A 12,733-nucleotide genomic window follows, 5' to 3' on the forward strand; every position below is an offset into this window, starting at 1 on the left:
GTGGACGGCCCCGGTGACCGGGCCAGCGTAGCCGGTGGCCGATACTGGGACACATGGCTTACGACGATCTTCGCTCCCTGCTGCGGGCGCTGGAGCGCGAGGGAGACCTCAAGCGCATCAAGGCCGAGGTCGACCCATACCTGGAGGTCGGTGAGATCGTCGACCGCGTGCAGAAGGCCGGCGGACCGGCGCTGCTCTTCGAGAACGTCAAGGGCTCCGCGATGCCCCTGGCGATGAACGTCTTCGGCACCGACCGCCGCCTGCTCAAGGCGCTCGGGCTCAAGTCGTACGCGGAGATCTCCGACAAGATCGGCGGGCTGCTGCGGCCCGAGCTGCCGCACGGCTTCGTCGGCGTCCGCGAGGCGTTCGGCAAGCTCGGCGCGATGGCGCACGTACCGCCGAAGAAGGTCAAGGGCGACCACGCGCCCGTCCAGGAGGTCGTCCTCACCGGTGACGACGTGGACCTGGACATGCTCCCGGCCCTGTTCACCTGGCCCCAGGACGGCGGGTCCTTCTTCAACCTCGGGCTCACCCACACCAAGGACCCCGACACCGGCGTCCGCAACCTCGGTCTCTACCGGCTCCAGCGGCACGACAAGCGCACCATCGGCATGCACTGGCAGATCCACAAGGACAGCCGGAACCACTACCAGGTCGCCGCGCGCCGGGGCGAGCGGCTGCCGGTCGCCATCGCCTTCGGCTGCCCGCCCGCCGTCACCTACGCCTCCACCGCGCCGCTGCCCGGCGACATCGACGAGTACCTGTTCGCCGGGTTCATCGCGGGCAAGCGGATCGAGATGGTCGACTGCAAGACCGTCCCGCTCCAGGTGCCGGCCAACGCCGAGGTCGTCATCGAGGGATGGCTGGAGCCGGGCGAGATGCTGCCCGAGGGGCCCTTCGGCGACCACACCGGGTTCTACACCCCGCAGGAACCGTTCCCCGCCCTGAAGATCGACTGCGTGACGATGCGGAAGCGGCCGCTGCTGCAGTCCATCGTGGTCGGCCGCCCGCCCACCGAGGACGGCCCGCTCGGCCGCGCCACCGAGCGGTTCTTCCTGCCGCTGCTGAAGATCATCATCCCGGACATCGTGGACTACCACCTCCCCGAGGCGGGCGGCTTCCACAACTGCGCGATCGTCTCGATCGACAAGAAGTACCCGAAGCACGCGCAGAAGGTGATGTCCGCGATCTGGGGCGCGCACATGATGTCGCTGACCAAGCTGATCGTGGTCGTCGACTCCGACTGCGACGTGCACGACCTGCACGAGGTCGCCTGGCGGGCGCTGGGCAACACCGACTACGCCCGTGACCTGGTGGTCGCCGAGGGCCCCGTCGACCATCTCGACCACGCCTCCTACCAGCAGTTCTGGGGCGGCAAGGCGGGCATCGACGCGACCAAGAAGCTGCCCGAGGAGGGCTACACGAGGGACGGGGGCTGGCCGGAGATGGTCCTGTCGGATCCCGCCACGGCGGCGCTGGTCGACCGGCGCTGGAAGGAGTACGGACTGTGAGCACCGCCGCCGCGATCCCGCAGCCGGGCCGCACCAGAGCCTTCCTGCGCCTGGTGATGATCGAGCACTCGGTCTTCGCGCTGCCCTTCGCCTACATCGCCTCGCTCACCGCCATGTACCAGTGGGACAGGAACATCCACTGGGCGCGGCTGCTGCTGGTCACCGTCTGCATGGTCGGCCTGCGCACCTTCGCCATGGCGGTCAACCGGATCATCGACCGCGAGATCGACGCCCGCAACCCGCGCACCGCCCAGCGTGAGCTGGTCACCGGCGCGATGTCGGTACGGCACGCGTGGACCGGCGCGCTGGTCGCGCTGGTGGTCTTCCTCGGCTCGGCCGCCCTGCTGAACCCGCTGTGCCTGGCGCTCGCGCCGGTCGCGGTGATCCCGATGGTGGTCTATCCGTACGGCAAGCGGTTCACCAACTTCCCGCAGGCGATCCTCGGCATCGCCCAGGCGATGGGCCCGGTCGGCGGCTGGCTGGCGATCTCCGGCACCTGGTCCTGGGACGCGGTGATCCTCGGCCTCGCGGTCGGCATCTGGATCGGCGGCTTCGACCTGATCTACGCCTGCCAGGACGTGGAGACCGACCGCGAGGTCGGTGTGAAGTCGGTCCCGGCCCGCTTCGGTATCCCGGCCGCCATCTGGGGCGCGCGGGTCTGCCACGCGATCACGATGGCCCTGTTCGTCTGGTACGCCGTCCTCACCCACGCGGGCCCGTTCTTCTGGCTCGGCCTGGTCATCGTCGGTTCGGCCTTCGTCTACGAACACCGCATCGTCCGCCCTCACGACCTGTCGCGCCTGAACCGGGCGTTCTTCCAAGTCAACGGTTTCATCGGCATCGCGCTGTTCGTCTGCGCGCTGCTCGATCTGCTGATGCGGGGACTGACGGTCTGACCAACGCCCACCCGGCCTGAGCACAGTGCGTCACGCCGGTACTCTCAAGGTGTGAACGCAGGACAAACGCAGCGCGTGCCTTGGATCGTGGGGGTTTCGGGAGCTTCCGGGACGCCGTACGCGGCGGCCGTGCTGCGGGCGCTGCTGGACGCCGGGGAGGATGTCGACCTGGTGGTCAGCCGCGCCTCGCGGCTGACGCTGCTGGACGAGACGGGGATCTCGTTCCGCGACGCCCACTGGCGCGAGGACCTCGGCGACTGGCTGGCGCGCGGCGCCGACGGCAAGCCGGACAGCTTCGAGGTGGACCTCGGCCGGGTGCGGTACTGGAACGCGGGCGACCTCGCGGCGGGACCGTCCTCCGGGTCGTACCCGGTCAAGGGCATGCTGATCGTGCCGGCGTCGACCGCGTGCGTCGCGGGGGTGGCCCTCGGCCTGTCCAAGGACCTGCTGCAGCGGGCGGCGAGCGTGACGCTGAAGGAGCGCAGGCCGCTGGTGGTGGCGGTGCGCGAGACCCCGCTGAACGGGCAGACCCTGCGCCAGCTCGTCGCGCTGGACGACGCCGGGGCGAGCGTGGTCCCCGCCTCTCCGGCCTTCTACGCGGGCGCCACGCACATCCAGGACCTGGTGGACTTCGTCGCCGGCCGGGTGCTGGACGCGGCGGGCGTGCGGCACGGCCTGTACCGGCGCTGGAAGGGCGAACTGGGCGGCGGGCAGGACAAGTAGGCGTGCAGGGCAAGTAGCGGTACCTCTTATCTCTACGGCGAATTTCACACCGGAAGGCTTCGATCGCATGGACGCGGTGGACAGGCAGCTCATCCAGGCCCTGAGGGAGAACGGCCGGGCCTCGTACGCGGAGCTGGGGCGCCTCGTCGGCCTGTCGGGACCCAGCGTCACCGACCGCATCAACCGGCTGGAGGCGGCCGGGGTCATCACCGGTTACCGCGCCACGGTGGACGCGGCCTCGCTGGGCCTGGGCGTCACCGCGCTGATCGGCATCTCGCTGTCCGACGCCGCCGACCACGAGGACGTGGCCCGCAGGCTGAAGGACCTCACCGAGATCGAGGACTGCTGGTTCATCGCCGGCGACGACTCCTTCATGCTCAAGGTCCGTTCCTCCGACGTGGACGGGCTGGAGAAGACGATCCGCCGGCTGAGCGGAACCAAGGGTGTCTCCCGCACCCGCACCACGATCGTGCTCTCCACCAAGTGGGAGAACCGGGTGGGGGAGCTGCCCGAAGAGGTGTAGCCGCGGGGGAGCGCGGATGCGGGGGAGTACGGTTGGTCAGGTTGTCGTGGAAAGGTGTTGGTATGGACGTCGGACTCAAGCGCGAGCTGGAGGACAAGGTCCGCTCCGGTGAGCGGCTGACCCGTGAGGACGGCATCGCGCTCTACGAGTCGGACGACCTGGCGTGGCTCGGCGGCCTCGCCCACGAGGTGCGCACGCGCAAGAACGGCGACGTGGTCCACTTCAACGTCAACCGTCACCTCAACATGACCAACGTGTGCACGGCGTCCTGCGCCTACTGCTCGTTCCAGCGCAAGCCGGGCGAGAAGGACGCGTACACGATGCGCATCGAGGAGGCCGTGAAGCTGGCCAAGGCGATGGAGTCGGAGAACCTCACCGAGCTGCACATCGTCAACGGCCTGCACCCGAACCTGCCGTGGCGCTACTACCCGCGCTCGCTGAGGGAACTGAAGGCCGCGCTGCCGCACGTCTCGCTGAAGGCGTTCACGGCCACCGAGATCCACCACTTCGAGACGATCTCCGGGCTGAGCGCGAGCGAGATCCTGGACGAACTCATCGACGCCGGTCTTGAGTCGCTGACCGGCGGCGGCGCCGAGATCTTCGACTGGGAGGTCCGGCAGCACATCGTGGACCACCGCACGCACTGGGAGGACTGGTCCCGTATCCACCGCCTGGCGCACGAGAAGGGTCTGAAGACCCCGTGCACCATGCTGTACGGGCACATCGAGGAGCCCCGGCACCGGGTGGACCACGTGCTGCGGCTGCGCGAACTCCAGGACGAGACCGGCGGTTTCCAGGTCTTCATCCCGCTGCGCTACCAGCACGACTTCGTGGACATGAAGGACGGCAAGGTCCGCAACCGCCTCCAGGCGCGCACCCAGATGGCGACCGGCGCGGAGGCGCTGAAGACGTTCGCCGTCTCCCGGCTGCTGTTCGACAACGTGCCGCACGTGAAGGTGTTCTGGGTGATGCACGGCGTGCAGACCGCCCAGCTCGCCCTCCAGCACGGGGCGGACGACATGGACGGCTCGGTCGTCGAGTACAAGATCACGCATGACGCGGACAACTACGGCACGCCGAACAAGCTGACCCGCGAGGACCTGCTCGACCTGATCCGCGACGCCGGCTTCCGCCCGGTGGAGCGCAACACCCGGTACGAGATCATCCGCGAGTACGAGGGCCCGGACCCGCTGCGCCGGGAGACCCCGCAGGCGATGCGCGTCTGACGTCGCGGACGCTGGTTGAGCCGGGGCCGAGGTAAGGATTACCTTGGCCCCGTGTCTCTTACCTTCACCCTGGACCCCGCCGTCACCCCCGACCTGCGCGACGGGCTGCTCGGCCTGTGGGCGGACGTCACCAACGCGGGCGGCGCCGTCGGCTTCGTGGCAGCCGCCACCGCCGAGGACATACGCCCCGAGCTGGTCCGCTCGCTGGCCCGGCTGGCCCAGGGACACAGCAGGCTGCTGGTCGGGCACGACGAGGAAGGGCGGGTCGCCGCGACCGCGTTCCTCACCTTCAACGCGCACCGGCTGATGGACCACTGGCTCTGGCTGTACACGGTGATGGTCCACCCCAAGCACCAGGGCCTCGGGTACGGCCGCGACCTGCTGGCCGCGGCCGCCGACGCGGCGCGCGGGATCGACGGCATCGAGGCGATACGGCTGGGCTGCCGGAGCGGCCTGGGCCTGGAGCGCTTCTACGCCTCCTGCGGCTACCGCGAGGTGGGCCGGGTACCGGACGCCATCCGGGTCGCGCCCGGCGAGTACCGCGACGACGTCACCATGCTGCTGACCCTGCGCTGAGCCCGCGCACCCCCTGCCAAGATCGGGTACGGGGCGTGCTTCACTGGACGGTGCACGCCTTTGGGGCCGAAACGACACGGAAGAGTGGATTGAGATGCTCCGCTACACGCTGATGCGCCTCGGCGTCTTCGCCGGTTGCCTCGTGGTCGCCTGGGGAGCCGTCTACTCCGGGATCTTCCCGCGCGGGTTCGGCGCCTCCAACCTCTTCTGGATCGTGCTGCTCGCCATGATCCTCTCGGCGCCCATCAGCTGGGTGGTGCTGCGCAAGGAGCGCGAGCGGGCCTCGGTCCAGGTGGCCGGCCGGGTGGAGCGGATGAAGGCCAACCTGGACGCCAACCGCAGCCAGGAGGACGCGGCCGAGACGGCCGGCCGGACTTCCTGACGCCGGCCGGGCTTCCTGACGCCGGCCGAGAAGCGGAACATCCCTCACGAAACCTCCGGGACTGCACACACCCGGTGCCGGACCACCGCCCGATGCGCACAGGGTCACCACAGGTGCCTCGTACGATCGCCAGCCTGACGGCGGCGCACCGGTGCGACGGACGGCCGCCCTGAACGCCCCGGTGCGCGGGGCGCGTATGTCATGCAGCAAGCAGTACGCCGCTGCACGTCCCAGGAGCCGCCCGTGACCGCCCCGTACCCCAACGCCCCCGTCTCGCCCGCCCCGCACGTCCAGGCCCTCGACTACGACGGCCGCCCGGTGCTGGTGGAACCGGAGATCCGGCGCCTGGACGGGGCCGTCCGGGAAGTGGCGGTGCCGCCCTTCGCGCCCCCGGTCACCCACGGCTCGCTGGCCGACCTGCCCTTCGACAACGCCGAGGCCGCGCCCGGCGCGGTCGTGCTCAGCCGGAAGAACGCCGCCGGCGAGTGGGAGGACGTGACGGCCGGACAGTTCGCCGCCGAGGTACTGGCGGTGGCGCGCGGCCTGGTCTCGGAGGGGCTGATGCCGGGCGAGCGGATCGCCGTCATGGCCCGCACCCGGTACGAGTGGACCCTGCTGGACTTCGCCGCCTGGGCGGCCGGTCTGGTCACCGTGCCCGTCTACCCGACCTCCTCGGTCTTCCAGACCCGCTGGATACTCCAGGACTCCGGCGCCGTCGCCCTGATCACCGAGACCACCGCGCAGGGCGCCGCCATCGCCCCCGAACTGGCCCAGCTCCCCGACCTGCGGCACGTCTGGGTCATCGACGAGGGCCACGTGGAGCTGCTGGCCGAGGCGGGCGCGGGCACACCGGACGGTGAGGTCGCCGTACGCCGGGGCATGCTCGGCCCCGACACACTCGCCACCCTGATCTACACCTCGGGCACCACCGGGCGCCCCAAGGGGTGCGCCCTCTCGCACGGCAACTTCTTCGCCGAGGTCGACAACGCCATCGAACTCCTGCACCCGGTGTTCAAGGTGACGACCGGTGAGGAGGCGTCGGTGCTGCTGTTCCTGCCGATGTCCCACGTCTTCGGCCGCATGGTCGCCATCGCCTGCGTCCGGGCCCGGGTGCGCCTCGGCCACGCGCCCAGCCTCAAGCCCGAGCATCTGCTGCCGGACCTGGCCGGGTTCCGGCCGACCTGTCTGCTGACCATCCCGTACATGCTGGAGAAGGTGTACAACACCGCCCGGGCGAAGGCCGAGTCGAGCGGCAAGGCCGCCGCCTTCGACCGCGCCGCCGCCACCGCCGTGCGCTACGGCGAGGCGCTGGAGGCCCGCCAGACCGGCACCGGCAACGGTCCGGGCGCGGCCCTGAAGGCCAGCCGTTCCTTCTACGACCCGCTCGCCTACCGCAAGCTGCGTGCCGCCATGGGCGGCAAGGTCCGCTACGCCATCTGCGGCGGCTCCCCCCTCGGCCGCCGGCTGGCCGCCTTCTTCGCGGGCGCCGGCATCGAGATCTTCGAGGGGTACGGCCTCACCGAGTCCACCGCCGCCACCACGGTCACCCCGCCGCTGCGGCCCCGCCTCGGCACCGTCGGCTGGCCGCTGCCCGGCACCCGGGTCCGGATCGCGGCCGACGGCGAGATCCTGATCTCCGGCGACCATGTGCTGCGCGGCTACTGGGACCAGCAGGCGGGCGGTGTCGTCCCCGCGACCCGCGACGGCTGGCTGGCCACCGGCGACCTGGGCGAGCTGGACGACGACGGCTACCTCACCATCACCGGCCGCAAGAAGGAACTGCTGATCACGGCGGGCGGCAAGTCGGTCGCCCCGGCCCCGCTGGAGAACTGGCTGCGCCAGCACCCCCTGATCTCCCACTGCCTGCTCGTCGGCGACGGCCGCCCCTACATCGGCGCCCTCATCACCCTGGACCCGGACGGCATCCACCACTGGCGCCAGATGAACGGCAAGCACCCGGTGCCGCCGGAACTCCTCGTCGGCGACCCCGACCTGAACGCCGTGCTGTGGGAGGCGATCGAGCAGGCTAACCAGCTCGTCTCCCGCCCCGAGTCCATCCGCCGCTTCACCGTCCTCCCCGGCGACTTCACCGAGCACACCGGCCACCTCACCCCGTCCATGAAGCTCCGCCGCGCCCGCATCCTGCGGGACTTCGCGGACGCGGTGGAGGGGCTGTACGACGGGGCGGGTCGGGTCACCGGGCCGTAGAGCCCAGTTGGGCCAGCAGGTACGCCTGCGGTACGGGCTCGGTGGGGCCCGGCGCGCGTACCGTACGGGAGGTCAGGGCGAACCCCGCCTCCTCCAGCAGCGCGGCCATGCGGTCCGGGTCGCGGCGCAGGAAGTCCAGGCTGACCGGGTGGCCCCAGGGCCGGTCGTGGCGCCGGGGTTCCTCGCCCGCCTGGAAGGCCAGCAGCAGATGCCCGCCCGGCGCCAGCACGCGGCGGAACTCGGCGAACAGCGCGGGCAGCCGCTCCACCGGGGTGTGGATGCTGGAGTACCAGGACACGACACCGGCCAGCGTCCCGTCCGGGAGGTCCAGCTCCAGCATCGAGCCCTCCTCGAAGCGCAGGCCCGGATTCTCGCGGCGGGCGACCGCCAGCATGGCGGGGGAGAGGTCGAGCCCGAACACGTCGAGTCCCTCGGCCGCCAGGAACCCGGTGACCCGGCCCGGTCCGCACCCCAGGTCGGCCACGGCCGCGCCCGCCCCCACCAGCTCCGCGAACACCTTCAGCAGGGCCCGGTCGAAGGGCTGGGCGAGATGCGCCTGGCGGAAATGATCCGAGTAGTCCTCGGCGATCGCGTCGTAGAACGTCCGGGTCGCGGCAAGGAAGTCGGGGGAGGCGGGGGAGTCGGTCATGGGGAGCGACCCTAGGGGTTCCGGCTACGCCCCCGCGGCCGTTCGGGTGAGAACTCCGGGGCCGGAATGCCTCCGCCGCCGGTGATCATTGCACGGCGGGCGGGACGCGGAATTCGCCCGGAATTCATCGGGTCGTCACGGTCGTCACGGCGAAAAGGCAGGAGCCCCTTCGCCGGAAGGCGTGGGGCTCCTTGGGTACTGCACTCAGGTTCTGCGATCAGGCAGTGATCAGACGGGGGTGACGTTCTCCGCCTGCGGACCCTTCGGGCCCTGGGTCACGTCGAAGTTCACCTGCTGGTTCTCCTCGAGGGAGCGGAAGCCGGTGGCGTTGATCGCGGAGTAGTGAACGAAGACGTCGGGGCCGCCGCCCTCCTGGGCGATGAAGCCAAAGCCCTTTTCGGCGTTGAACCACTTAACGGTTCCGGTAGCCATAAGCCCTCCTTGGGCCCAAAAGGGTTGCCCTGCTCCAGAACCTGCAAGTGCGAACGGTGCTGCACAACTGCATTCATCTGAAAACGACGAGAGCCCGCGGTCACATGCTCCGCAGGCTCTGTACTGCAAGGGAAACCAAACTGCAACTTGCGGCGAGCCTAGCACGCGGGCACCGGAAAGCAATAGAGGTCAAGATCACGTCACCCGAATGTTTGAACCCGCCCCCCGGGGCGCACACGCCGGGCCGGTCGGGGCCGTGTATCGCAAGGGGTCTAGTCTCGCGATGTGGACAATTCTCGCACCCGGCCGCGCGTCGGCCACATCCAGTTCCTCAACTGCCTGCCCCTCTACTGGGGGCTCGCGAGAACCGGCACGCTCCTCGACTTCGAGCTGACCAAGGACACCCCGGAGAAGCTCAGCGAGCAGCTGGTGCGCGGTGATCTCGACATCGGCCCCATCACCCTCGTGGAATTCCTGCGCAACGCCGGTGACCTGGTCGCGTTCCCCGACATCGCGGTGGGCTGCGACGGCCCGGTGATGTCCTGCGTGATCGTCTCGCAGCTGCCGCTGGACCGGCTCGACGGTGCGCGTGTCGCCCTCGGCTCGACCTCGCGGACCTCGGTCCGCCTCGCCCAGCTGCTGCTGGCCGAGCGGTACGGGGTGCGGCCGGAGTACTACACCTGCCCGCCCGACCTGAGCCTGATGATGCAGGAGGCCGACGCCGCCGTCCTGATCGGTGACGCGGCCCTGCGTGCCAACCTGGTCGACGCGCCGCGGTACGGCCTGCAGGTGCACGACCTCGGCGCGCTGTGGAAGGAGTGGACGGGGCTGCCGTTCGTCTTCGCGGTGTGGGCCGCGCGGCGCGATTACGCCGAACGCGAGCCGGAGATCACCCGCAAGGTGCATGAGGCGTTCCTCGCCTCCCGGAACGTCTCCCTGGAGGAGGTCGGCAAGGTCGCCGAGCAGGCCGCCCGCTGGGAGGCGTTCGACGAGGCGACCCTGGAGCAGTACTTCACCACCCTCGACTTCTCCTTCGGCCCGCCGCAGCTGAAGGCGGTCGCGGAGTTCGCCCGCCGCGTCGGCCCCACGACGGGCTTCCCGGCCGACGTGAAGGTGGAACTGCTCGGGGCGTAATCACTACGCTGCGAGGGCGCGGCTTTACGGGGGAGCCCGCGGGGGAGGGGTCGCCATGCAGCCGCTCGGAGCGGACGAACCGGCCGTCGTCGGCCCGTACCGGCTGCTGGGCCGGCTCGGCTCCGGCGGCATGGGCCGCGTGTACCTGGGCCGCAGCGCGGGCGGCCGGACCGTGGCCGTGAAGATCGTCCACCCGCAGTACGCGCTGGACGAGGAGTTCCGGGCGCGCTTCAGCCGCGAGGTGGCGGCCGCGCGGCGGGTGGGCGGTGCCTGGACCGCGCCGGTGCTCGACGCCGACCCGGACGCGCCGGTGCCCTGGGCCGCCACGGCGTACGCGGCGGGTCCCTCCCTCGCCCAGGCCGTCACCGCCCACGGCCCGCTGCCCGCCCGCACCGTGCGGGCGCTGGGCGCCGGCCTCGCCGAGGCGCTGGCCACCGTGCACGCGCTGGACCTCGTCCACCGGGACGTGAAGCCGTCCAACGTGCTGCTCACCCTGGACGGCCCGCTGCTGATCGACTTCGGCATCGCCCGCGCCATCACCGGCACCGCCTCGCTCACCGCGACCGGCGCCTCGGTCGGGTCACCCGGCTACATGGCGCCCGAACAGATCCTCGGCGGCCGGGTCGCCGGCGCGGCGGACGTCTTCTCCCTGGGCGCGGTCCTCGTCCACGCGGCGACCGGCACCCCGCCCTTCCCCGGTGACTCCTCGGCGGCCCTGCTCTACAAGGTGGTCCACGAGGAACCGGAACTCGGTTCGCTGGACGGTGAGTTGCGCGAGATGGCCGCCGCCTGCCTGGCCAAGGACCCGGCTCGCCGCCCCACCCCCGACGCCCTCGCCCGCCGCCTGGCCCCGCAGGGTGCCGTTGCCCTGATCACCGGCGGCTGGCTGCCCGGCCCGCTGGTCGAGCAGGTCAGCCGGAGCGCGGTGCGGGTCCTCAACCTGGAGGCGTCCGCCGACGCGCCCTCGGGCACGGTGGACTTCAGCAGCCCGGCGGTGCCGGGGGAGTTCGGCCCGGCTCCCCTGATGGCCCCGGCCCCGGTCATGACCCCGGCCCCGGAGACGACCGCGCCCGGCAGGGTGAGCGTCAGCCTGGCGGCCACCTCGGCACCGGGGGAGCGGGGGCGTGGACGCCGGATGAGCTGCACGGTGGCCCTCGCGGTGGCGGGCGCCCTGGCGGCGGTCTCCCTGGGCGTCACGACCTGGCTGCACCCCGGCGGCGAGGGCGGCAAGGACACGGCGGGCAGCGCCCCCGCCCACTCCGCCCCGGCCGACCGGGCCGGCGCGATCCCGGCCCGCTACCTGGGCACCTGGGAGGGCAGCGCCACCGCCCTGGACGGCGCGCTGCCCATGGGCACCTTCCGCGTCACGGTCCACCAGGCGACGCCGGGCAAGGAGCTGGGCAGCCTCCGGCAGACGGACCAACTGGGCGGAACCTGCGTGGACATCCTCACCCTGAAGCAGGTGAACCCCACCCGCCTGCTGGCCACCTCCACCGGCGCCAAGTCCAACCACAGGGGCTGCGACCCCGCCCCGCACGAGATCCGCCTGACCCCCACCGGAGACGACCTCACCTACACCTCCACCGCCGCCGCGGAGGGCGACCCCGAGGCCCGCCTGTCCAAGGTGGCCCCCGGTGAGTGACCTGCTCCCGGTGGCGCTGGCCGCCCTGTGGGGCGCCCTGACAGGCGCCCTGCTCCCGAGAGCCGCGTACCGCTTCACGACCCCGCAGGGCACCCCGTGGCGCACGGCCTGCGAGGCGGACCACCCGTTGCCCGGCTGGCTGGGCCCGACGCCGTGCCCGAGGTGCCCCCGCAGGGCAGCGGCCACCCTCCCCCTGCTCACCGCCGCGATCTGCGCCCTCCTGGCCCTGGCGACGGGCCCCCGCCCCGAGCTGGCGGCCTGGCTGGCCCTGACCCCGGTGGCGACCCTCCTGACCGCGGTGGACCTCCGCGTCCACCGCCTCCCGGACCCGCTGACCCTCCCCCTCACCCCGGCGGTCCTGCTCCTCCTGGCCGTGGCGGCACGACTCCCCGACCACACCGGCACCTACCGCACAGCCCTCTACGGAGCCCTGACCCTGGCGGCCGCCTACCTGGCCCTCCACCTCCTCAACCCCTCCGGCATGGGCTTCGGAGACGTGAAACTGGCCCCGGCCCTCGGCGCGTCCCTCGGCTGGTACGGCTGGCCGACCCTGATGCTCGGCACCTTCGCCACCTTCACCACCGGCGCCCTCTACGGCCTGACCCTCCTCCTCACCCACCGAGCCACCCGCAAGTCAGCTATCCCCTTCGGCCCGTTCCTCCTGACGGGCACGTTGCTGGGCGTACTGCTGGGCGCGTACACCTCCTGACGGCCCACACGGCCTGAAGTCGGGTGATCCAAGACGCTGGCGTAGGCTGGCGAGGTCCGCCCACCCGTCTCCCGCCCCCACCCTTGTTTCGAGCGCTACGCGCACTGCCCTTGATTAACCCT

The 12,733-nt window shown here is 71.4% G+C and carries 13 protein-coding genes; 11 read left to right on the forward strand and 2 right to left on the reverse strand.

Annotated features, from left to right (window positions below; all coding sequences use genetic code 11):
* Positions 1-53: 53 nt before the first annotated feature.
* From EV284_RS06260 to EV284_RS06295, 8 genes are all read left to right on the forward strand, one after another.
* On the forward strand, positions 54-1,511 hold the full coding sequence (locus tag EV284_RS06260) for a menaquinone biosynthesis decarboxylase (RefSeq protein ID WP_130331247.1): 1,458 nt from the start codon (positions 54-56) through the stop codon (positions 1,509-1,511).
* Positions 1,508-2,407 carry a menaquinone biosynthesis prenyltransferase MqnP gene (mqnP, locus tag EV284_RS06265; protein ID WP_130331249.1) on the forward strand — a complete coding sequence of 300 codons (900 nt, stop codon included), beginning with the start codon at positions 1,508-1,510 and terminating at the stop codon, positions 2,405-2,407. The genes EV284_RS06260 and mqnP overlap by 4 nt, the downstream gene beginning before the upstream one ends.
* A gap of 75 nt (positions 2,408-2,482) precedes the next feature.
* Positions 2,483-3,130: a UbiX family flavin prenyltransferase gene (locus EV284_RS06270; RefSeq protein ID WP_130331251.1), complete on the forward strand. Its 648-nt coding sequence runs from the start codon at positions 2,483-2,485 to the stop codon at positions 3,128-3,130.
* 67 nt (positions 3,131-3,197) lie between these two features.
* Positions 3,198-3,653: an Lrp/AsnC family transcriptional regulator gene (locus EV284_RS06275; protein ID WP_018543802.1), complete on the forward strand. Its 456-nt coding sequence runs from the start codon at positions 3,198-3,200 to the stop codon at positions 3,651-3,653.
* A 62-nt stretch (positions 3,654-3,715) separates the two neighbouring features.
* Entirely contained in the window at positions 3,716-4,879 is a 1,164-nt protein-coding gene (gene mqnE / locus EV284_RS06280) for an aminofutalosine synthase MqnE (protein WP_130331253.1), read from the forward strand.
* A 51-nt stretch (positions 4,880-4,930) separates the two neighbouring features.
* On the forward strand, positions 4,931-5,455 hold the full coding sequence (locus EV284_RS06285; protein ID WP_130331255.1) for a GNAT family N-acetyltransferase: 525 nt from the start codon (positions 4,931-4,933) through the stop codon (positions 5,453-5,455).
* A gap of 94 nt (positions 5,456-5,549) precedes the next feature.
* On the forward strand, positions 5,550-5,837 hold the full coding sequence (locus EV284_RS06290; protein WP_130331257.1) for a DUF4229 domain-containing protein: 288 nt from the start codon (positions 5,550-5,552) through the stop codon (positions 5,835-5,837).
* A gap of 243 nt (positions 5,838-6,080) precedes the next feature.
* The gene (locus tag EV284_RS06295) at positions 6,081-8,045 is read left to right on the forward strand and encodes an AMP-dependent synthetase/ligase (protein ID WP_242625611.1); all 1,965 of its coding nucleotides are present in this window, start codon (positions 6,081-6,083) and stop codon (positions 8,043-8,045) included.
* Here the strand turns inward: EV284_RS06295 and EV284_RS06300 are convergent.
* Together EV284_RS06300 and EV284_RS06305 are read right to left on the reverse strand one after the other, a co-directional pair.
* Positions 8,032-8,694 carry a class I SAM-dependent methyltransferase gene (locus EV284_RS06300; RefSeq protein ID WP_130331261.1) on the reverse strand — a complete coding sequence of 221 codons (663 nt, stop codon included), beginning with the start codon at positions 8,692-8,694 and terminating at the stop codon, positions 8,032-8,034. The genes EV284_RS06295 and EV284_RS06300 overlap by 14 nt on opposite strands.
* A 228-nt stretch (positions 8,695-8,922) precedes the next feature.
* Complete coding sequence (locus EV284_RS06305; protein WP_030813734.1) at positions 8,923-9,126, reverse strand: cold-shock protein; 204 nt, start codon at positions 9,124-9,126, stop codon at positions 8,923-8,925.
* A 285-nt stretch (positions 9,127-9,411) separates the two neighbouring features.
* Here EV284_RS06305 and EV284_RS06310 point away from each other — a divergent pair, with 285 nt between their 5' ends.
* Genes EV284_RS06310 through EV284_RS06320 form a run of 3 tightly spaced genes read left to right on the forward strand, consistent with a single transcriptional unit; the run spans position 9,412 to position 12,611 of the window.
* Positions 9,412-10,260: a menaquinone biosynthesis protein gene (locus tag EV284_RS06310; RefSeq protein ID WP_086692803.1), complete on the forward strand. Its 849-nt coding sequence runs from the start codon at positions 9,412-9,414 to the stop codon at positions 10,258-10,260.
* Between the two features lie 55 nt (positions 10,261-10,315).
* Complete coding sequence (locus tag EV284_RS06315; RefSeq protein WP_130331263.1) at positions 10,316-11,902, forward strand: serine/threonine-protein kinase; 1,587 nt, start codon at positions 10,316-10,318, stop codon at positions 11,900-11,902.
* Positions 11,895-12,611 (forward strand): A24 family peptidase, encoded by a 717-nt coding sequence (locus EV284_RS06320; protein WP_130331265.1) that lies wholly within the window; start codon positions 11,895-11,897, stop codon positions 12,609-12,611. Before EV284_RS06315 ends, EV284_RS06320 begins: the two co-directional genes overlap by 8 nt.
* Positions 12,612-12,733 lie beyond the last annotated feature (122 nt).

It is taken from the genome of Streptomyces sp. BK022, assembly GCF_004217355.1.
GTDB classification, from domain to species: Bacteria; Actinomycetota; Actinomycetes; order Streptomycetales; family Streptomycetaceae; genus Streptomyces; species Streptomyces griseoluteus.